The 21,958-nt window shown below is 35.1% G+C and carries 16 protein-coding genes; 10 read left to right on the top strand and 6 right to left on the bottom strand.

Features of this window, described 5'->3' with window-relative positions:
- Positions 1 to 307: 307 nt before the first annotated feature.
- Positions 308 to 634 (bottom strand): helix-turn-helix domain-containing protein, encoded by a 327-nt coding sequence (locus tag AC6CH4_RS12670; RefSeq protein WP_498103439.1) that lies wholly within the window; start codon positions 632 to 634, stop codon positions 308 to 310.
- A gap of 495 nt (positions 635 to 1,129) precedes the next feature.
- Here AC6CH4_RS12670 and AC6CH4_RS12665 point away from each other — a divergent pair, with 495 nt between their 5' ends.
- From AC6CH4_RS12665 to AC6CH4_RS12655, 3 genes are read left to right on the top strand one after another with little or no spacing between them, the layout of a single operon-like run.
- Complete coding sequence (locus AC6CH4_RS12665) at positions 1,130 to 4,156, top strand: SusC/RagA family TonB-linked outer membrane protein (RefSeq protein WP_498103438.1); 3,027 nt, start codon at positions 1,130 to 1,132, stop codon at positions 4,154 to 4,156.
- A gap of 16 nt (positions 4,157 to 4,172) precedes the next feature.
- The gene (locus tag AC6CH4_RS12660) at positions 4,173 to 5,588 is read left to right on the top strand and encodes a RagB/SusD family nutrient uptake outer membrane protein (protein WP_498103437.1); all 1,416 of its coding nucleotides are present in this window, start codon (positions 4,173 to 4,175) and stop codon (positions 5,586 to 5,588) included.
- Entirely contained in the window at positions 5,575 to 8,202 is a 2,628-nt protein-coding gene (locus AC6CH4_RS12655; RefSeq protein ID WP_498103436.1) for a S9 family peptidase, read from the top strand. Before AC6CH4_RS12660 ends, AC6CH4_RS12655 begins: the two co-directional genes overlap by 14 nt.
- Positions 8,203 to 8,242: 40 nt before the next feature.
- On the opposite strand, the gene AC6CH4_RS12650 is transcribed toward AC6CH4_RS12655, so the two are convergent.
- The 3 genes from AC6CH4_RS12650 to AC6CH4_RS12640 form a co-directional block, all read right to left on the bottom strand.
- Complete coding sequence (locus AC6CH4_RS12650) at positions 8,243 to 8,509, bottom strand: hypothetical protein (protein ID WP_498103435.1); 267 nt, start codon at positions 8,507 to 8,509, stop codon at positions 8,243 to 8,245.
- Positions 8,510 to 8,599: 90 nt separating this feature from the next.
- On the bottom strand, positions 8,600 to 10,111 hold the full coding sequence (locus AC6CH4_RS12645) for a MauE/DoxX family redox-associated membrane protein (RefSeq protein ID WP_498103434.1): 1,512 nt from the start codon (positions 10,109 to 10,111) through the stop codon (positions 8,600 to 8,602).
- A 206-nt stretch (positions 10,112 to 10,317) separates the two neighbouring features.
- Positions 10,318 to 10,608, bottom strand: a complete 291-nt coding sequence (locus tag AC6CH4_RS12640; RefSeq protein ID WP_498103433.1) for a hypothetical protein — start codon at positions 10,606 to 10,608, stop codon at positions 10,318 to 10,320.
- Positions 10,609 to 10,893: 285 nt separating this feature from the next.
- Between AC6CH4_RS12640 and AC6CH4_RS12635 the strand changes: the two genes are divergently transcribed.
- Genes AC6CH4_RS12635 through mobC form a run of 3 tightly spaced genes read left to right on the top strand, consistent with a single transcriptional unit; the run spans position 10,894 to position 14,536 of the window.
- A complete protein-coding gene (locus AC6CH4_RS12635) occupies positions 10,894 to 11,286 on the top strand; it encodes a plasmid mobilization protein (RefSeq protein ID WP_498103432.1) in 393 nt (130 codons plus the stop codon).
- Positions 11,274 to 12,536 carry a relaxase/mobilization nuclease domain-containing protein gene (locus AC6CH4_RS12630; protein WP_498103431.1) on the top strand — a complete coding sequence of 421 codons (1,263 nt, stop codon included), beginning with the start codon at positions 11,274 to 11,276 and terminating at the stop codon, positions 12,534 to 12,536. The genes AC6CH4_RS12635 and AC6CH4_RS12630 overlap by 13 nt, the downstream gene beginning before the upstream one ends.
- Positions 12,537 to 12,553: 17 nt before the next feature.
- Positions 12,554 to 14,536 (top strand): conjugal transfer protein MobC, encoded by a 1,983-nt coding sequence (gene mobC, locus AC6CH4_RS12625; RefSeq protein WP_498103985.1) that lies wholly within the window; start codon positions 12,554 to 12,556, stop codon positions 14,534 to 14,536.
- A gap of 38 nt (positions 14,537 to 14,574) precedes the next feature.
- Here the strand turns inward: mobC and AC6CH4_RS12620 are convergent, their stop codons facing one another.
- Both AC6CH4_RS12620 and AC6CH4_RS12615 read right to left on the bottom strand, forming a co-directional pair.
- Positions 14,575 to 15,225: a nucleotidyl transferase AbiEii/AbiGii toxin family protein gene (locus AC6CH4_RS12620; RefSeq protein ID WP_498103430.1), complete on the bottom strand. Its 651-nt coding sequence runs from the start codon at positions 15,223 to 15,225 to the stop codon at positions 14,575 to 14,577.
- On the bottom strand, positions 15,225 to 15,689 hold the full coding sequence (locus tag AC6CH4_RS12615; RefSeq protein ID WP_498103429.1) for a helix-turn-helix transcriptional regulator: 465 nt from the start codon (positions 15,687 to 15,689) through the stop codon (positions 15,225 to 15,227). Before AC6CH4_RS12615 ends, AC6CH4_RS12620 begins: the two co-directional genes overlap by 1 nt.
- A gap of 964 nt (positions 15,690 to 16,653) precedes the next feature.
- Between AC6CH4_RS12615 and AC6CH4_RS12610 the strand changes: the two genes are divergently transcribed.
- The 4 genes from AC6CH4_RS12610 to AC6CH4_RS12595 all read left to right on the top strand — a co-directional run bounded on the left by AC6CH4_RS12610 (position 16,654) and on the right by AC6CH4_RS12595 (position 21,894).
- Positions 16,654 to 17,415, top strand: coding sequence for a phosphatase PAP2 family protein (locus tag AC6CH4_RS12610; protein WP_498103428.1), 762 nt, complete (start codon positions 16,654 to 16,656; stop codon positions 17,413 to 17,415).
- Positions 17,416 to 17,483: 68 nt separating this feature from the next.
- Positions 17,484 to 18,164: a response regulator transcription factor gene (locus AC6CH4_RS12605; protein ID WP_498103427.1), complete on the top strand. Its 681-nt coding sequence runs from the start codon at positions 17,484 to 17,486 to the stop codon at positions 18,162 to 18,164.
- The gene (locus tag AC6CH4_RS12600) at positions 18,154 to 19,419 is read left to right on the top strand and encodes a sensor histidine kinase (protein ID WP_498103426.1); all 1,266 of its coding nucleotides are present in this window, start codon (positions 18,154 to 18,156) and stop codon (positions 19,417 to 19,419) included. The genes AC6CH4_RS12605 and AC6CH4_RS12600 overlap by 11 nt, the downstream gene beginning before the upstream one ends.
- A gap of 63 nt (positions 19,420 to 19,482) precedes the next feature.
- A complete protein-coding gene (locus AC6CH4_RS12595) occupies positions 19,483 to 21,894 on the top strand; it encodes a TonB-dependent receptor (RefSeq protein ID WP_498103425.1) in 2,412 nt (803 codons plus the stop codon).
- The last annotated feature ends 64 nt before the right edge of the window (positions 21,895 to 21,958 follow it).

Here is a 21,958-nt window from a genome sequence, read left to right as displayed (position 1 = left end):
AAAGTAACAGGATGCAATTTACCCTTTTCTCATTTGCGAAGCAAAACAAAGTAATAAATTATAAAAAACTAATATAAGAAACTTATTATGTTATTGCTATAAAATGTATTGGCACTTATCATTCTTTTATTTATTGGAAGATCTTTCAAAATATGGATTCTATTTTTAAATTTTATCATTTTCAACATCGATAAAACTTTTAACAGAAATATATTAGAGATTACATTAATCTTATTTTCAGTTTTTATCTCACAAAAAAAGATGCCTATCGGCATCTTTTAAAATAATTATTTCTAAAACTAGGCTTTTATTTTTTTATTTTACTAATAAAATCATCGTTAATTTTTGAGCCGTATTTTTTCTCAATCAAGGTAAAAAATTCAGATAGTTTTATCTTTTTATAAAAACAAATTATTGCTAGTGTAGACATAGGTATTCGATATCCATCATTTTCTCTAATTTTCCTCAAAACGTGCGGATGAATTCCTAAATCTTGGCTTTGGGATAAATTCGATTTGTCGTTTAAAATCCATTCTTCATTAATAAAATTGCATACCAATTTATCTAACAAAAAAACTCTTGCTAATTCCTCTTTCCCTGTAGAATTAATATTGCTTCCTGATTTGTCCGACATATTAACAAATAAAAAAAATATTCATCATTTTTATTGGCACGATAGTGCCAGTTTTATTTATTTTTGTTATATTTGTAACTGAATCCATATATTTGCGATACTTCATTAAGATATTTGAAGCATTCGCTTTGAATCCCGACTTAAAAAACTGGTAATTTTTGCACACGGGATGATAAGTAAGATGCTCACGTCATTGGCGTGGGCTCACTTATTTCGTGTGCGGGTATACCAGTACCTTTAAGTCGATTTAAGCTGAGTTCCATGCCTTTTTTATACCCTGAACTCAGTAAATTCTAAGCAATCATTCAAATTTTAAATAGTTCGCACATAATAGAGTTTAAAATTTAAAACCAGCGCATTATTGTAAAAATCAAATTCTATTATGCTATTAAGCCGTTTACTTAATACATAAAAAATGGTCCTCTATCTCGTCGCCAAACAACCATAGAGGACCTGCAGCTAATCAAATCACTTTAACTAACCAATCCCAATATTATGAATAATTTTTCATTTTACAAGGATGGGAAAGCCTTTTATTGCCTAATTTTTCTTGGCTTTTTCTTGCCTTTTTCATCTGCTTACTCCTTTAATTCTGTTCGGCAGAATTTTAATCTTCAACAAAACCAGATCCGAGGAACTATCACTGACGGAACCAATCCATTGCCTGGTGTTACCATTGCAATAAAAACCAAACAAAATGCTACAGCCATTTCAGATTATAACGGCCAGTATTCTATTTCAGCATCGCATAATGATATTTTAATTGTTTCTTTTATCGGATTCAAAACTGCAATAATTCCAATTGCAGGCCGGAATATTATTGATATTACATTACAATATGAAACTACCACTCTAAAGGAAGTCACAGTAAATGCGGGATACTACTCTGTTAAAGAAAGCGAACGCACTGGAAATATTGCCAGAATTACATCCAAAGATATAGAGAAGCAGCCAGTGACAAATGTTTTAGCCACCATGCAGGGCCGTATGGCTGGAGTTAGTGTCATACAGAATTCAGGAATGCCCGGTGGTGGCTTTCAAATAAAAGTACGGGGCCAGAACAGCTTGCGAAGTGATGGTAATATGCCATTGTACATTATTGATGGAGTTCCATTTTCATCTCAAACCATTGGAAGCACCTACACCTCTACCAACATGCCGGTACAAAACAGCCCATTAAATAGTATTAATCCTGATGACGTGGAAAGTGTAGAGGTATTAAAAGATGCTGACGCTACTGCAATTTATGGCTCAAGGGGAGCGAACGGCGTTGTCCTTATTACTACAAAAAAAGGAAAACAGGAGAAAACTTCTTTTTCTTTAAGCTACACAGGCGGCCTTGGAAAAACTGCGGGGCATATGGAATTAATAAATACAACTGATTATCTTTCAATGCGTAGAGAAGCCTATGCAAATGACGGTGTCACAAAATATCCAGCTTCCGCTTATGATGTCAATGGTATTTGGAATCAAAATCGGTACACCGATTGGCAGAAAGAAATAATCGGAGGTACTGCACAATATAATCTCTTACAGGGATCACTTTCAGGAGGTTCTGCTCAGACCCAATATCTAATTTCTGGCGCCTACAACCGTGAAACAACGGTCTTTTCTGTCGATTTTAAATCAAGCAGGGCAAACGCCAGAGTAAATGTTAACCATGCATCTAAAGATCAGAAATTAAAGGTAACTTTTACAGCAGGATATACATTTCAAAACAGCCTGCTTCCTTCCACTGACATAACAAAAGATGCATTAACACTTGCTCCCAACGCTCCTGCATTATATAATGATGACGGTACACTTAATTGGGAAAACGGGACTTTTAATAATCCGGCAGCCAAATTACTTCGCACAATTACTGGCAAGACATATGATTTGATAGCTAATTCGATAATTTCCTATAATATAATTTATAGCTTGCAGGCTAAATTAAATCTAGGATATACTGATTTGAGACAAAATCAGTTGACCGCGTTGCCATCAACTGCTTTTAATCCTTCCTTAGGACGCGGAAGCGAATTCTCGTCAGTGTATTACAATACCGTGAACCGCACTTCCTGGATCATCGAGCCACAGCTGAGCTGGAATAAAACATTCGGAAGAGCGCAGTTGGAAATACTTATCGGTTCAACTTTTCAGAAACAAAGCGGTATGCAGCAGGTAAGTTCTGGAGAAGGTTTTGCTAATAATAGTTTACTTGATAACCCGGCATCGGCATCGACCTACAGGGTAATGGAAAGTAGCCTGAGCGTGTATAAATATAGTGCCGGATTTGGCCGATTGAATTTTAATTGGGATTCAAAATATATAGTGAATATTACCGGCAGAAGGGACGGATCAAGCAGGTTTGGCCCCAGTAAACAGTTTGCCTCATTCGGAGCCATAGGGGCAGCATGGGTGTTTTCAGAAGAAGCTTTTATAAAGAAATTAGATTTTTTAAGCTTTGGAAAACTTAGAGCAAGTTTCGGCTCAACCGGAAATGATCAAATTGGCGATTACCAATATCTGAATACATATACTGCTTCAGGAAACAGCTATCAAGATATCAAAGGACTGTATCCGTCGCGTCTTTTTAATCCTGAATTTGGCTGGGAGACCAATAATAAACTCGAAGCAGCAATTGAGTTGGGATTTCTTAATGATCGTATAGTAGCATCTTTATCTGCCTACAGAAACCGTTCATCTAGTCAGCTGATTGGAATACCGCTACCTGCAACTACAGGGTTTAATCAGCTTCTTGCCAATCTTGATGCGCAAGTTCAGAATAGTGGTTTAGAAATTACCCTGCAGACACAGAATATACATCTTCGAAATTTTACATGGACCACTAGTTTTAATATTACTAATGCAAAAAATAAACTATTATCATTTCCCGGACTTGAAGGATCTTCATATGCCAATCAGTTCGTAATAGGAGAACCTTTAAATATTATTAAGGTTTATCAATATAAAGGTGTAGATCCTGTAAGTGGAAATTACACTTTCACAGATTTTAATTCTGACGGAGGCTTTTCTGCGGCAGATGACAAAAAGATAATAAAAGATCTTAATCCTGATTTTTACGGCGGTATACAAAATTCATTAACATTTAAAAGGGTAACTCTGGATTTTTTATTCCAATTTGTACGTCAGGAAAATTTCAATCAGATCTATCGCTTTACCATGCCGGGAACATTCTCTAACCAGCCTTCTGCTGTGAAACAGCACTGGCAACAACCGGGTGAATATTCTAGCTATCAAGGGTACAGCAATTCTAATAATCTAAGAAGCACCGCCTATTCGAGATATATTCAAAGTGACGCAGTTATAGGAGACGCATCTTTTATACGCCTAAAAAATATTTCCCTCGCATATGATCTGCCTAAGGAGTGGACGAAAAATTTCAATTGCAGAATCGCACTTGAGGGCCAGAATCTTTTAACATTTACCCATTATAAAGGCATCGATCCCGAGTTTACTTCAGCAGGTTACCTTCCTCCTCTGAAAATATTCAGTAGCTCTATCCTGCTATCCTTCTAATTAAAAACTATTTGTTATGAAAATTAATTTTATGAAATATCTTATATCAACATCATATAACGACCGCTGTATAATAATCGTTTTTCTGACATTAACGGTCTTTTTTACTTCTTGTAATTTCACAGAGGTTGACCTTCCTTCATCACAACTCAATGCTGATGACGTTTTTGAAGATAAAAATACAGCTACGGCAGCTTTGGTTGAAATCTATAGCAACATGAGGGATAATGGAGTTCTTACAGGTTATCCCTCCGGTACTTCATCGCAATTGGGACTTTATACAGATGAGCTTGATTTTTATGGCATTCCGGCTAGTGGAAGCGCAAGCTTTTTTAACAATACACTGCTGCCTAGCACTTCCGATGTTTCATTATTTTGGAGATATAGCTACAATCAAATATACGCAGCAAATGCAGTGATCGAAGGTGTAACTAATTCAAAATCTCTTAAACAAATCGACAAAGAGAGACTGATCGGCGAGGCTTTATTTATAAGGGCATTAATTCATTTGTATCTAACAGATCTTTTTGGCGATATTCCATATATTGAATCTACAAATTATCAGGAGAACAGCAAAGTGGATCGCCAGCCTGTTCAAAAAATCTATGAGTATATTAAAGATGATCTTCTGTATGCTTCATCGGTACTTACTCCCGAATATAGTACAACGGAACGGGTACGTCCAAATAAGTGGGCAGCCAGTACATTGCTGGCTCGCGTATTGTTGTATATGCAGCAATGGAATGAGTCTTCCAATCTTGCTTCATCAGTTATAAACGAAAAAAGTCTTTATAATCTACCTGCCGATCCTGCACAATTATTTCTTAAAGGAAGTCCATCCACGATATGGCAATTAATGCCTGCCAATACAGGAAACCCCACCCTAGAAGGGAATCTTTTTATTTTTAAGAGTGGTCCCCCTCCTTCTTTAGCTTTAAATAATACGCTTGTAAATAGTTTCAGCAGTTCCGATTTGAGAAAGAAGTATTGGATAAAACAAGTTACAACTGGAACTAACAGCTGGTATCATGCTTTTAAATATAAACAGGATACAAACAGCGGCACATCATCGGAGTATTCCATTGTGCTAAGGCTTTCTGAATTATATCTGATAAGGTCCGAAGCAAGATTGATGAGTGGTGATTACATTGGCTCAAAGGAAGATATTAATATTATTAGGAATTATGCAGGTCTAGGTAACACAAATGCTTCCACTGATACAGAAATTCTCAACGAGATATTTCTTCAAAGGAGGCTGGAATTATTCTGCGAATTTGGACATAGATTCTTTGATCTTAAAAGAACCCAAAGACTTGATGCAACTCTCGGCGTTGCAAAGCCAGGCTGGGATACGCATGACAGACTCCTGCCTCTTCCTGAATCAGAATTATCGTTAAATCCTAATCTTAAACCTCAGAATGAAGGCTATTAATTATATAATATATAAATGCAAAGATTACCTTCCTAAAATATTGAGGACAGTTTTAATTCTTCTTTATATTTTTCCTAATTTATTTTACACACAGGTTCCTGCCAAGCCCTTGCCATCCTCTGATTACCATCTTTGGAATGAAACACTTATTAGAAATGTATCGCCTGATGGAAACTGGGTTAGTTATCTTTTGATGTATGAAAGTAAAAAAGATACTTTGTTTGTGAAAGCACTTGAATCTGATAAATCATACAGTTTTCCGCGTAGCAGGCAAGGTTATTTTCTCAACAATTCATTTATCTGTCAGAGAGCAGATACGCTCATCATACAAAATCTTAAAGATGGAGCCTTGAAGCTGTTTAACGGAATTACAAAATTTAAAATAAGTGCTGATCATAAATATATAGCTCTTATAAAAAAGATGGAAAATTCAGCCTACTGCATGCTAATAAAAGATACAGAAGGAAAAGCTATTTATGAAGAAAGTAATGTAAAAGATTTTCAATTATCAGATACAGGACATCAGATTATATATACTTCTCTATCGAAGGAGATTCAAATTATTAAGTTAAAGAATGTAGAAAAAACTGACATCCCGGTAAAGGTAATGGAAACAAGTGTTGGAACTTTGTCGAAATTTTCATGGAAAAACAATACAATAGCAATAATCTCAAGAGAAAAAAACAAAGTTTTTTTATACAGTTACAATATTAAAAAACAGCTTCTCAAAGAGTGTCCTTTCAGCAGTTCTTTGCCTGCTTCGTTAAATATGAAAATTTCATATGATGCCTACACAAGTATACTTGTAAGCAATAACGGTAGTAAAATATTTTTTCGCATATCAGAGCCAATTCACAAAGAAAGAGTTGACGGAGATATCGTTGAAATTTGGAACTCGGCCGACAAGAGATTATTCGACAGAAAACAAAGGCATGGTAGCTACAATAGTATTAGTAAAGTTGCAGTATGGAATGTAAATAATAATATTATCAGACAGATTACCAATAGACAAAATCCTGAATTATTTTTAAGTGGTTCATTATCTCATGCTTTTCTATATGACTCGTCTGCATATGAACCTCAGACAGAAATGAATAGTCCGATAGACCTTTATGCCATGGATCTTATAAGCGGAGAAAAGTGGGGCATAGAACAGAAGCTTTCTGGTGATTATCTCCCCCAACCATCGCCAAACGGGAGGTATTTAGCTTATTTTAAAGATCGTCAATTGTGGTGCTATAACATTCACAACAAAAAAACATTCCCTCTTCTGAAAAATAATCGTCTGCAATTTTTTAATCAGAACAGAGATATGCCGGGTAATGCCAGTCCTTGGGGCATTGCAGGCTGGAGTTCCTGCAGTCGATATCTCTTGGTATATGATGAATTTGATTTATGGCAGATAAACGTTTCAACAATGGTACTTACAAAACTTACTCAAGGACGGGAAGAGAAAAAGGTATTCCGTATTAGTACGCCTTTATATGAAACCACACCTCCATATCATGAATTTTCTAATTCACCTTCACTCAGACTTGAGCATGAATTACTTTTCTCAGTTAAAGATCACAACCGTGGAATGTCTGGATTTTATTCATGGGATAGAAGTAATGGGACGAGAGAAATTCTATGGACAGAAAAGAGAATAAACCAAATAGTAAAGACATCTCTGGGAGAATATATTTATCTTGGACAGCGTTTCGACAGTCCGCCCGCAATAATGCAAACTGATGGAAAAAAAAATGAAAAGTTAATAATGCAGAGCAACCCGCAGCATAAAAAATACTTGTGGGGAAAAGCCAGTCTCGTAAAATACAATTATGAAGGAAAACAGCTTTCAGGTATCCTTTATACTCCTCCGAAATTCAACAAAGGCAAAAAATTCCCAATGATAGTTTACATTTACGAAAGACAGTCGCAGCAGCTTCATATTTATCAAAATCCCAGTCTTCATACTAGTGATGGATTTAACATACCTCATCTCTTATCTAAGGGTTATTTCATCCTTCTGCCAGATATTGCATACGAATTCGGCAGATTAAATAAATCCGTAACTGGGAGTGTCCTGGCTGCCGTTGATACTGTCTTGGCTGAGGGTAATGTGGATAATTCTAAAATAGGATTAATTGGCCATTCTTTTGGAGGATATGAAACAGACCTGATCTTAACACAGACAAATCGTTTTGCCGCAGCAGTAGCAGGAGCCGGATGGACTGACTTAATTAGCAGCTATCTATATATGGGACCAACACTTTCACGGCCTGATTTCTATCGCACTGAATTCGACCAGCTGCGTATTGGAAAATCACTGTTTGAAAATAAAAATGCATATCTTGAAAACTCTCCTGTACTACTGGCCGAAAATGTTTCTACCCCTCTGCTTGCTTGGACGGGAAAGGAAGATAGACACGTTAATGCACTACAGACACAGGAATTTTACTTTGCTTTACGAAGGTTAAATAAAGAACATGTAATGCTTATATACCCTAATGAAGGACATAATCTACGAAACAATACTAGTCAGGAAGACTTGACATTAAGAATACAGCAATGGTTTGATTATTTTCTTAAAGGTAGCATAAAAGAAGAATGGATGTCACCTAAAATTGACTAAAAAAGATGCCGCTTTAAAGCGGCATCTTCATTTTTAAATGTTAATGTTCTGTATCCCTTTTCAAAGGTACAAGACATGTAGAATTTGAATATTCGTACAGCTGGGAATTATCCGGTGCTAAACAGTCAAAATTTCCTGAATTGGAACATTGCTGTATAGGCTGGCAGACCGTTTCGTTTTCAATCTGCTTGTACCCCATAACCGGAGCTGTTGTGCTTCTGCCAATAGTACTTGTACTCGCAGCACTTGTTAATCCGATCACTGCTACAGCCATCGGAACGGCGTAATTAAAAAAATTAGTTTTCATAATAAAAAAATTTAGTTAATGATCTACTCTTTTACAGGTTTTCGATCTTGCCCTGCTATTTGGCCAATAGTTTTTTGCTGTATTACAGCTTTATTTTTCATACTGTTCCATTTTTTTTATGCTAAGCTTGCTGTGAAACAAATAACTGCCAATTAAAGCGTACAAATTATCACCTTCAATGAGAAAACTTCTGACTTTATTACCTCCTATATCATAAATACAAAAACTATATCTGTAACTTTTGTCCCTAAGGTCGTATACATCAATTATACTTGCAGATTCCCACAATGCATCTTTTTCAAATTTACCTGGTATTGCCGAACTCACAAATAACCTATGATCAGCAACTGCGCTGGCTTTATTAACAAACAAAGGAGGCTTCGCAAGTTTCCTTACGTGGCTTTTTTCTATTTTAACAATGTCCAGCTTAGCCTTTGAAATAGTATCAATTGTATTTCCTCTTTTTATTAGATTAAGTTTCACATCAGCCAAAGTATATTGGTTACGATAGGCATACAGATAGACAATTTGTTGCGTTTTATCATTATAATGCAGTTGTCCATCCAGATCGAAAACGCCGTCAAATTGTTTCACCAGTAAAGCCGGATTTAAAATGGTTTTGCCAGTTTCAACATTTACTACTCCAAGGATACTTTCTCCTGTAACAGAACTATGCGAACGTATTACAATTGAAGATGAATCTGCTGGCACAGCCACGGCAAAATATTCTCGCCCTAATCTTTCAAGTTCTACTTTCCAATTTGAAATTTTACCCCTGTAGGTGACGGGAACAGTTCCATCAGTTACAAAAAAGTAAGGTGACATGACACTGATTCTAAGTCCTCGGAACTTATATTTCTTCCAGTCGATTTCTATTCTTTTCTTTTCGATGATCTCCATCTTTTCATTTACAACTGTAATAAGTAGTGGGGCTGTTGTGTTTCCAAGATAAATTTTATTATGGTCTACTCCGGCAATATAATATGAACTTACACCAAGATCTAGTTTCATATTCTTTTCAAGAGGGGTATGTGGAAATCTTCTTATGTGATTATTATGGAAATGCACTATTTTCTCTGAAAGTAAAAACAAAAAAAACACAATACTTATTGCCAGTATGGTAATTGCAAAGAATGATCCGATGTATCTCACAATCTTATTTTTATTTGTTTTGTTTTTCTCTTTGAAGAATTTTAAATACAATGCCAATCCGGCTAGCACCGTAAATGTACAATTGAAAAACAAATGTTGTGTCCAGTTAAGCTTTTCAAGTATCCCTCCACAAGAACATGGAACAAAAGAACTATAGTTTAGAATTATAAAAATATAAGTTGTAAACATTATCATAAGAAAATAAGATGCTAAAAGTCCAATTATTCTAGTATTAGGGACTATAAGCAGCAAACATATCGTAATTTCCAACAGAGGTATGAACCATGAAATGTATGAAGCAAAAGCACTTATTAATGGTGACTGACCAATCTGTATCTGGAAGTTCTCAAAATCAAGCAGTTTACTTGTTGCCGCATAAACAAATAAAAGGACATATAAAAGACAGACTCCTTCAATAATGATACTTTTATAACTTGTCTTTAATTTCATAATTAAAAGTTTAATGCGATTCTTAAAATCAATTTATTTAATCAGTAAAACATAAACAAAAGTAGATCAGTTATCCTCAAATATAGATATCAAAAACAAGCCAAAAAGTTACCAAAACAGGCAATCTGTAAAGTTCTACCTTAATAAAAAAATGCTATATAAATAACAAAGTACTCATATAGCATTTTTACTTTTTCATTTTCAAATTATACGTTACTGCTTCCACTCAAAGTTTTGAGTTTTAAATTAAGTTCCACCAGACCTGCTTTATGCAGACATTCTTCAGAAATGTTTTTAAGTTCGCATAAACCTTCCTCAGATATGTTTCCCATTATACTTCCTGAATCCTTTTCCAACAACAGTCCTTGTTCAATAAAATGATTTAATAACAATACATTTTTTCGTGAAATTTTTAAATCAATCTTCACATTCTCATTCATACCAGGTATACTCATAACAGTATCAAAAACCTTGGCAACTTCATTTTTTGTAATCATAATTTCAGCGTTTTTAAATTAATAAATCAAAGTTTAAAGTTAAGAATGCATCAGCAAAGCATCATAAGCATAATTTACCTGTGATAGGCTGTATTGACTAGTCTTACGTAAATTCGTATTGATATTTGAAAATAGTCTGAAAACCTAGTAAGATTCTAAAAGATTGCCACGTTCCTGCAATCTGCAAGATGTCCGGTTGTATCACAACCGATATCTTGCCGCTTTTTTACTCGGAACTCGTTGGCGCTGAAACTTAAAGAATATTGTTGAAGATGAAAAAGATATATGATGAAAGAACAACAAAAAAACAGAACAAAATGGCTTCATCTAAGATTAACACCTGATGAATTTGAAATACTTCAAAATCTTTATAATAAATCCACCTGTCCAAAGCTAAGTGATTTTGCCAGAAAAAACCTTTTACAGAAACCGATAGTGATGAAATATAGAAACGAATCACTTGATGATTTAATGTCCGAATTAATTCAGCTTAAAATACAGCTTGCCCCCATCGGAAATAATTTCAATCAGGCTGTCAAAAAACTTCATACACTTTCACAAATCTCCGAATTCAGACACTGGGTCTTGGGGTATGAATTAGAAAAAAAAGTGCTGTTTGATTCCCTAAATGAGATTAAAAAACACATTCAAAATCTTGCAGAAAAATGGTTGCAATAATAAACACGGGACACTCTATAAGAAGTATTTTCAATTACAATGAGAACAAAGTTTCACAGGAAAAAGCAAAGTGTATTGGAGAGGGAAATTATCCTGTTGATATTGATCTTTTATCTGCTGATCTTAAATTAAAATTGCTGCTGAAACAGCTCGAACTAAATCAAAATGTGACAAGAAACAGCGTTCATATTTCGCTGAATTTTGATCCCTTAGAAACCGGATTATCAAAGGAAAAACTAATGGAGATTGCAAAAGCTTATATGGAGAAAATCGGTTTTGGCGCGCAACCATATTTGGTGTATCAGCATCACGATGCCGGACATCCGCACATTCATATTGTATCTATAAAAGTGAAGGCAGATGGCAGAAGAATCGACATGCAGAACATCGGCAAAAATCAGTCAGAGACTGCCCGTAAAGAAATTGAAACCACTTTTAATTTAGTTCGGGCAGAAAGTAAAAAAAGCAGGCCAGAATTAAATATTCAACCTGTGAATATTCAATATGGCACTCTGGATTCTAAAAAAGCAATCGCCGGAATTTTAAACGCAGTAATTCCAAATTATAAATACACAACAATTGGGGAGCTCAATGCTGTTTTAAATCTTTACAATATAACAGCCGAGCAGGGAAAAGAAGGCTCTAAGATGTTTCTGCATAAAGGGCTTATATACCGGATTCAGGATAATAACAAAAAGCCCGTCGGGGTTCCGATAAAGGCCAGCAGTTTTTATTTAAAACCAACACTCAAAAATCTTGAGATTAAATTTGTCCATAACAAAAGGGCAAGGATTTCCGACATGAAAAGAATCAAAACCAATATTGATTTTGCTTTTTTAAAAAACAGTAAAATGTCCTTATCTGCTCTGGAAAACGCTCTAATGAGAGAAGGTATTGCAACGGTATACAGAAAAAATCCGCAAGGCCTCTTGTATGGAATAACGTATGTGGACCATACAACAAAATGCAGCTGCAACGGAAGCACATTAGGTGTCTCCTATGCGGCAAAAGCAATTCAGCAGCGATGTGGAATAACCGATAATCATACAAGCTCTTTGAATTCACCTAATTTGAAACCTTCAAATTTAGATTTTGATAAATCTAAACACATCCCTTCCTTTATTTCTGAAGATGAACTTCAAAAAATAATAGACAACATAATAGAGCCCGAGTACACGGGAAATTATATTCCCAATCAGCTCAAAGGCAAACGGAAAAAAAGAAAGAGAAAAGGACAATCTAATAATTAAATAATAGAGACATGGGAATGCAGACAGGAGAAAATGAACAGGCACTAAGAAAGATTCTCGATATGACAAGGCTTATAAGCATACTGCTTTTAAGTATCCATTTCTATTATTATGGATATGCAGTTTTTAAACAATTGGAGCTGACTAGTCCCATTGGTGAGCGAATTCTCAGTACGATTTTTAAAACTGGTCTGTTCAGCTTTTTTCACAAATCAAAACTTTTTTGCCTTGGCTTTTTGATCATTTCCCTATTGGGCGCAAAGGGCAGAAAAGATGAAAAACTTCAATTGAAAACCGCACTAATCTATATTGGTTCAGGCCTTATTATTTACTTTGGAAGCTACCTTTTTTTACTGGTAGTCGCATCTGAGAACGATAAGATAATAACCTATATGATAGGCACTTCAATCGGCTATCTTTTGATATTATCGGGAGGCACATTACTCTCGCGCTACATTGAGAAAAAACTAAATCATACCGATATATTCAATAAGGAAAACGAAACATTTCCGCAGGAAGAAAGATTGCTGGAGAATGAATATTCTATTAACCTTCCTGCACATTATTATCTAAAAGATAAAGTAAGAAACAGCTGGATTAACATCATAAATCCTTTTCGGGGACTGCTGGTTCCCGGAACACCCGGATCAGGAAAGTCATACTTTGTAATTCGACATGTTATTACCCAGCATATTGCCAAAGGTTTCAGCATGTTTATATATGACTTTAAGTTCGATGATCTCTCCGTCATAGCCTACAATACCTGGCTGAAATACAAACATCTTTATGATGTGGAGCCAAAATTTTATATCATCAACTTTGATGATCTCAGCCGCACTCACAGATGCAACCCACTCGATCCAAAATCTATGATGGACATCACAGACGCTTCGGAATCTGCACGCACAATTCTTTTGGGACTTAACCGCGAATGGATTAAAAAACAAGGTGACTTTTTTGTGGAATCTCCAATCAATTTTCTGACCGCCATTATCTGGTACCTACGCAAATATAATGATGGGGAATTCTGCACTTTGCCTCATGTAATTGAACTCATGCAGCTGGATTATGACAGTCTTTTTACACTGCTAAGAACAGAAAAGGAAATAGAGGTACTGATCAATCCTTTTGTAAGCGCCTACCTTTCGGACGTGATGGAGCAATTGGAGGGTCAGATAGCCTCTGCAAAGATATCTATGGCCAGGCTTGCATCATCCCAATTATATTATGTCCTTTCAGGAAATGATTTTACTTTGGATATCAATAATCCCCTGGATCCCAAAATTGTTTGCATGGGAAATAACCCTCAGAAAATCCAAACCTACGGAGCTGTTCTTTCCCTGTATGTAAGCCGTTTAATAAAACAGGTCAATCAAAAAGGAAAACTCAAAAGTAGTCTAATATTTGATGAATTCCCAACTATCTACCTAAATAATATGGACAGTCTGATTGCCACTGCACGAAGCAATAAGGTAGCAACTTGTTTAGGTATACAGGACTTCAGCCAGCTTCGAAAAGATTACGGACGCGAACAAGCAGATGTGATTCTAAATATTACCGGAAATATCATCAGTGGTCAGGTAAACGGAGACACAGCCAAGCAGCTCTCTGAGCGTTTTGGAAAAATAATGCAGGATCGTGAAAGCCTTTCCATAAACAGTACAGACACCTCTATCAGCCGCTCCAAACAATTGGAATCGGCCGTTCCTCCTTCAAAGATTTCATCACTAAGTGCAGGTGAATTTGTAGGCATAGTAGCCGATAATCCGGACTGCAAAATTGAACTTAAAACTTTTTATTCTCAGATTATAAATGATCATGAATCCCTTAAAGAGGAACAAGATTCCTATCAGGATATTACTCCTATTCGTAAAATTGACAATGCTATGGTACAGCGAAATTATCTTCAGATTAAGCAGGACATACAGGAAATTATGCATACTGAAATGGACAGGCTCCTAAATGATCCCTCCTTGTTATATTTAATAATTAAGAAATAAATAATTTTCATCATTTACAAATGCCTACACAATCCAGACTATGATCTTAAAGAACTAATTAACTCAATAATATCAAACTTGATAAGCTCCCAATGCCTTCCTCTGAGGCATAAAGGTTCGAAATCATCATCAGCCTGAGTGAAGTCTGTGAATTTTTCGACCAGGAGTTCCCTCTCATGCGTGTAAGGATATCTTTTCTGGTGCAGTGCAAACATTTCCTGTATTGTAAAATCATCTCTGAGTTGGTCAATATCCCAGAAATCTTTTTTTCTTCCTGTTCTTTGCACTACATCGAGTTTCATGGCTGTGATCTCTGACTTGCTGGCAAGTCTTAGTCCATTGTACTCTTGCACTTTGTCTATGAATGAATCTGTATAAAACAAATCCAGTTTAATACTCTCTTCTGCACTTCTTCCAACGTAATAGGATTTACCCATGCCAATAGGCGCAATATTCATTGTATCCACGTAAAAATAATGCTCCCGCAGATAATCATCAACAGCCTTAAAATCCAAAGTGCCGTAATCTGCATCACTGAAAAGGTCAATATCCACAGACATCCTGTGTCCATAGTAAAGACTCAGTGCAGTTCCGCCAACCAAACGAAATGATGCAAATTCTTCTGCCCGCATAAGATCTTCCAAAATGCTTTTCAGAAGCGGGGTAACTGTATTAAAATGTAATGGCATTACTTATTATTTAAAATAGTGTCAATAGTATCCTGTGTATAAAAACGCGTAATCTCCTGTTTTTCTTCTTCATTTCCACGTTCAAAAACTCTTTGGATTACAGCCCTTTTTTGTTTCTGCCAGTCTATTTTTTTGATATCGGTATCCCAGAACAAAACAGGCCGCAGCAATTTTAAAGCCGGAGTATCTTTCTTTAGTTTGTTATCTTTCTTCTTCTCCTGTGCTATATCATAATAGACCTGCAATACCATAAAATAACCTTCCTCCATTTTCAAGGATTTTTCGATCTTAAGTGCCAGGGGAGTATTCATTCTACGTTTGCCTTTCGTGATAGCAGTAAGGGTCTGCGGAAATTCCCCTACGGAAATTGCAAACTGTCCTTTGCCAAGCTTACGTTTTTGAAGCTCACGCTCTAGTACATAGCCCGGATGAATTCCCTTAATAGTATCTGGTATCATTTTCATAATACAAAAATAAACAATTTTGTTTACACAGCAATGTTAAAAATATAATATGCGAAATAGATAATTTAAAAGGATTTTTATTTTCATTCAAAACGGGTTAAAAGGGCAGCTAAAGTAGTGCCCGCCGTTACCTGCATGCGCATAATAATCTAAATACATTGTTTACATAAAATAATTAAAAACTGTAATCAACGTTTTTTGTTTACAAAATATGTAATCTAAATACATTGTTTACATAAAATAATTAAAAACTGCAATCAACGCTTTTTGTTTACAAAATATGTAATCTAATTACATTGTTTACATAAAATAATCAAAAACTGTAATCAATTTCTACGCATAGAAAAATTAACATACTATTGTATTTTGGTAACTTAAGTCTTTTAAAAAGATTTGAATTTTGTGGCAACATCGTGACACATGTGCTTTGGAGTGGATACCTTTTTTGCCACAAAAGTTAAGGCGGTTTTTAAAGATATTTCACCATTCTAAGTTTTGTGGCAGAATCGTGGCATATGCTATTTTTAAAAACTAGAAGTCCAGTAAAATCAAGCATTAACGAGTTTAGGTTCGAAACTGCAGCAAAACAACTGTTGTGTAGAAAACTCAAACATATTGTATTATCAAGTAGTATTATTCTATTAAGTTACTTTGCTTTTCACAAAGAAATAATCCACATAACAACTACATCTTTTATAAAGTTTAGTTTCATAAAATTACTATGTTTTCGGTACGTTTGAGAATAAACACTGATAGTTAAATAAATTGGCTTGGTTAATATATTCTTCTTAATTAATACACTTAGATTTTATTTTTTGTAATATCAATTATTTATACTTATCTAATGAAGTGATTTAATTATAATAAATTTTTTGACTTATATTTTGTAGCAACTTCAAATGATAATACCTTTAATAAAAACTTAAAGATAAATGTTTTATTAGCGACAAATAACCAATCATCTATGAGAAAAATAATTATCATTGTTATTTTACAGTTTTTGTCTTACTCTGCTTTAGGTCAAAATACCTCTTCTAAGGATTCCATAATAAATGACACCGTAAAAAACATCCGATTCAGTTACAAACAGCTTATCATTCCAGGAATTTTGATAGGATATGGTTTTTGGGGTGCCGAGAGCGGACAGATTAAAAGTTTTAACTTTCAAATCCGTGACGAATTTACAGAGGACATTGACAAGAAGGTTACAATAGATGATTTTTCAAGATATGTTCCTGCCGTTTCTGTTTATGCGCTTAATGCTTTTGGGGTCAAGGGAAAAAATAATATGCGGGACCGATCTGTAATTCTGGTGACTTCAACTATTATAACCGTTGGAACTGTTTTTGCCCTGAAATCAGTTACCAATGTAGAACGTCCGGATGGATCATCCAATAATTCATTTCCTTCCGGCCATACCGCTATCGCTTTTGCAGGCGCTGAATTTTTATATCAGGAATACAAAGACAAATCTATTTGGTACGGCGTGGCGGGGTATGCGGTGGCTGCAGGTACCGGGATATTTCGAATGTACAACAACAGGCACTGGCTTACAGATGTGGCGGCAGGCGCTGGAATTGGAATTCTGAGTACCAAAATTGCCTACTGGATGAATCCCTATATTTCAAGAAAATTATTTCATAGTGAACAAAATAAAGCGACATCCTTTATAGCCCCGTCATACGATGGTAAGAATTTTACAATCTGCTATTTTAAAACATTTTAGGATAATTTAATTTCCATAAAGAGTCCTTTTATTCAGTTTTTCTTCAGAATTCATTTGTAAATTGCAACATGAAAATTCTTATTATTGAAGATGAGCGCGAAATTGCGCAAAGCATCAAAGACTACTTTAGAACGAACGGTATTCAATGTGAAACCGCCGAAAACTATGATTTGGCACTCACCAAAATTGACAGCTATGATTATGACTGTATCCTGCTGGATCTTATGTTGCCTGATGGTGATGGTTTTGATATCTTAAAAGAGTTAAAAGCTAAAAATAAAACTGAAGGCGTTATTATTATTTCTGCAAAAGAAAACCTTGAAACACGTTTGGAGGGATTTAATCTGGGTGCTGATGATTACCTGACCAAACCTTTTCATCTTGCTGAACTTTTAGTTCGCATGCAGGCACTTATACGTCGTAAAAATTTTAAAGGAAGCAATAGTGTAATCTTTAATGAAATTGTGGTCGAAATTTTTTCCAAAACAGTTTCTGTAAATGATATAAAACTGGATCTCACAAAAAAAGAATTAGATTTACTTTTGTTTTTAATTGGCAACGAAAATAAAGTGTTATCCAAATCGGCTATTGCAGAGCATCTTTCCGGCGATATGGCTGATATGCTGGACAATCATGATTTTATATACGCCCATATTAAAAATCTTAAAAAGAAACTAACTCAGGCCGGCAGTGGAGATTATATAAAAACGGTGTACGGCTTAGGATACAAATGGGAAAATGAGCAATAAAAAACTACTTCTTAAAACAACCAACAGTTTCCTTATTTACGCTGTTATTATACTTTTAGTAGCGGCGCCGGTATTTTATTATACCTGCCAATGGCTCTACATTTATGAAACTGATGAAGTACTGCTCTTTCATAAAGGGGCTTTTGCACAGGAAAGCCATAGCAATTATAAATCAAGTGACATTGCAGCATGGAACAAATACAATCATAATGTTACTATTGTTCCCGATATGGGTGTTACCAAAGATTCTATTGTTGGCGAGATGATTTTTGAAGCGATGGCCAATGAAAAAGAACCTTTTCGCATATTATATGCCCCGGTAGAAATAAACGGAAAAAAATACACTTATATAGAAAAGCGTAATTTGGTAGAAATGGAAGGAATGGTGATTAGCGTTGCTTTCATGTTTCTTTTTATCATCATTATCCTGTTTATCGGAATTATCTGGATATCCAAAAAATCGGCTGCAAAAATCTGGAAACCTTTTTACAATACACTGAGCCAGATCGAGGAGTTTGAAATTGACAAAAATAGTCCGCCTCAATTTATTGCAACAGATATCGATGAATTTGATCGGCTTAACAAAAGTCTGGAACGGTTAATTGAAAAAAACACTGTTATTTATAAAAGCCAAAGAGAATTTGTAGAAAATGCAGCTCATGAACTTCAAACACCTTTAGCTTTATTCCAGACTAAAATTGACACTCTCCAGCAATTGGACTTAACCAGAGAACAATCTGCTTTGGTTGGATCTCTTAATAAAGACGTTTCAAGACTTAACAGACTGAATAAAAATCTGTTATTACTTTCTAAAATTGATAATGAAATTTATTTGGAACAGGAAACCATTACTTTAAATGAATATATTGATAAACATCTTGATTTCTTCATTGAACAGGCACAAGGCAAAAATGTAAAAATCAATACTCATTTTAAGAATATTCTAAGAACAAAAGGAAATACTACCCTGATAGAAGTGCTACTTAATAATTTATTTCTAAATGCCATTCGTCACAATGTAAAAAATGGTGTAATTGATATTATAATTGAAAATAACTCTCTCAAATTTGTCAATACTGGTCAGGAAACACCTTTGGTAGCGCAGAGTATCTTTAATCGTTTCTCAAAAATAAATCCGTCATCGCAGGGAAATGGACTCGGATTGGCTATTATAAAGAAAATTTGCGAAATTAACCATTGGGATATTTGTTATTCTTTTAATGATCATCTTCATACTTTCGAAGTAATTTTCTAAAAATTCAAACTTCCTACAGAATCACTTATGAGCTTTGTACTATTCTTTTTTTAAATAGTACAAATGAAATCAAAAACACTACTGCTCTTCTCTTTTCTACTGATAGCTGTACTGCAATTATCTGCCCAGAAAAAAATAGTAATCCTTTCGGGAATCATTAAGGATAGCAAATCTAAAATTGCTATACCTTATTCTAATGTTTTTTTAAAATCATCAAAAGATTCTAAAATTTTCTTCGGAACCGTTAGTGACGAAGACGGACGGTTTACTATTACAGGAGTAAATTCAGGAAATTATACGCTGGAAGTAAGTTCAATTGGTTTTAAAACCAAATTACAAACGGTATATATTGGTAGTCTTTCTGATTATCTGGATCTTGGAAATATCGAAATTGAAGAAGATGTCAATACTTTATTAGAAGTAATTGTGAGCTCAGACACGCAAAAAAACCCTGTAACAATGGATAAAAAAGTGTTTGCAGTCGCTGATAATATTACGCAAAGCGGAGGATCAGTTTTGCAATCTATGCAGAGTCTCCCTGGCGTTACCGTTCAGAATGGAAAAGTACAGTTAAGAGGAAATGATAAAGTAACCATATTAATTGATGGCAAACAAACGGCGTTAACGGGATTTGGGAACCAGTCCGGACTGGATAATATCCCAGCTTCTGCTATCGAAAAAATTGAAATCATCAATAATCCTTCTTCAAAATATGATGCAAACGGAAATGCCGGAATCATCAATATCATCTATAAAAAAAATAAGCAAGATGGCTTGAATGGTAAAATAGGAATCAGTTCAGGTTATGGTGCATTGTGGGAGCGTCAGGCAAATCTTCCCACTATCAGGGATCAATATCACATGACACCTAAAATTAATCCAAGCCTATCTTTAAATTATAGAAAAAATAAAGTAAACACTTATTTACAAGCCGATTATTTGTATACCGAAACCCTAAACAAAAATGAGTTTGTAACCAGAACCTATGATGACGGTACCATAATAAACCAACAAACCAAGAGAAATAGGGACACGCATTTTACGACTATTAAAACCGGAATCGATTGGAATTATAACGACCAGAATACTTTTTCATTTTCCGGATTATTTGGAAGCGAAAAGATCATCGATCACGGCGATGAACCTTTTTTTAATCCCGATTATTCTCAGCGTTTACGCCTATGGCAATTTTTAGAAGATGAGCTTAAAACAACAGTAATGGCGAGCGCTTCTTACCAGCATAAATTCAGGCAGGCAGGACGCAGATTAAATGTCGGTATTAATTATACTTATCATCAGGAAAATGAAAAGTATTTCTTTGACAACATTCTGCCAGCTTCTACCGGAAAAGATGCCTTTAAATTACTGTCAGATGAAAAAGTAATCGATCTGAATTTAGATTATGTTCAGCCTTTAAAGTACGGTCGTTTTGAAACGGGTCTGAAATTTAGAAATCGGGAAATTCCAACCAATATGCAATTTTTTCCGGGCGAAAACTCCCCTATCGATGCCAATGCCGGAGGATGGGCCATCTATAAGGAAATCATTCCTGCTGTTTATGGAAACTATATTTATGAAACAGAAAGAATTGAAGCTGAGCTGGGACTGCGTTATGAATATGTACAGCTGAAATATGATGTCAATCCCGATCATCCTACTTATAAAAGTGACAGTTATAATTATACAGAACCTTTTCCGAGTGTAAAGCTTGCTTACAAAATTAACGACAAAAATAAAATTACAGTACTTTACAACCGTCGTGTTGACAGGCCTAATGAAGTCGACATTCGTATTTTTCCAAAATACGATGATGCTGAAATTATTAAAGTAGGAAATCCTGCCCTTCGTCCTCAGTACACAAGTGCCTTTGAAGTGGGTTATAAAACCGATTTTAAGAAAGGCTATTTTTTAGGCTCACTTTATTACCGTGTTGTAAACGGTACAATTACCCGAATTGCCACAACAGTTCCCGGCAGTCCTATTATTTATAATGTGTTTCAAAATGCTATGGAAAGTTCTTCTTTTGGGATTGAGCTTGTTTACGCAAAAGAACTCACCCCATGGTATTCTATTAATTTGAATGGAAATTTATATAAAAATACTATAGACGCTTTTACGGTAACCAATTTATATCCAGTTCCGTCAACTTATACGGGAAGCCTTCAAGAAGTTACTTCGGGCAATATAAAATGGAACAATACTTTTCAATTTGACAAAACACTTTCGGGACAAGTTTCAATGGTGTATCTGGCACCCGACATTATTCCACAGGGGAAAATTGACTCTCGCTTTTCAACAGATCTTGGTATAAAAAAGAGTGTGCAGAAAGGAAAAGGCGAAGTTTTTATCAATGCCACCGACATCTTCAATACACTGGTAATAAGAAGGGAAATTCAGGGTGAAGGTTTCCGCTACACCAGCAAGGATTATTATGAGACACAAGTAGTTCGCTTTGGCTACAGCTATAAATTCTGATTTCCCAATAAAAACCAAAATTCAAAATAAATTCAGAATTGGGTTATAAAATTTGCTTTTCAAT

This window comes from Flavobacterium sp. GQ95 (assembly GCF_059758655.1).
Note: the sequence above shows the minus strand (reverse complement) of the source record. Positions and strands in the feature narration are given on the sequence as shown.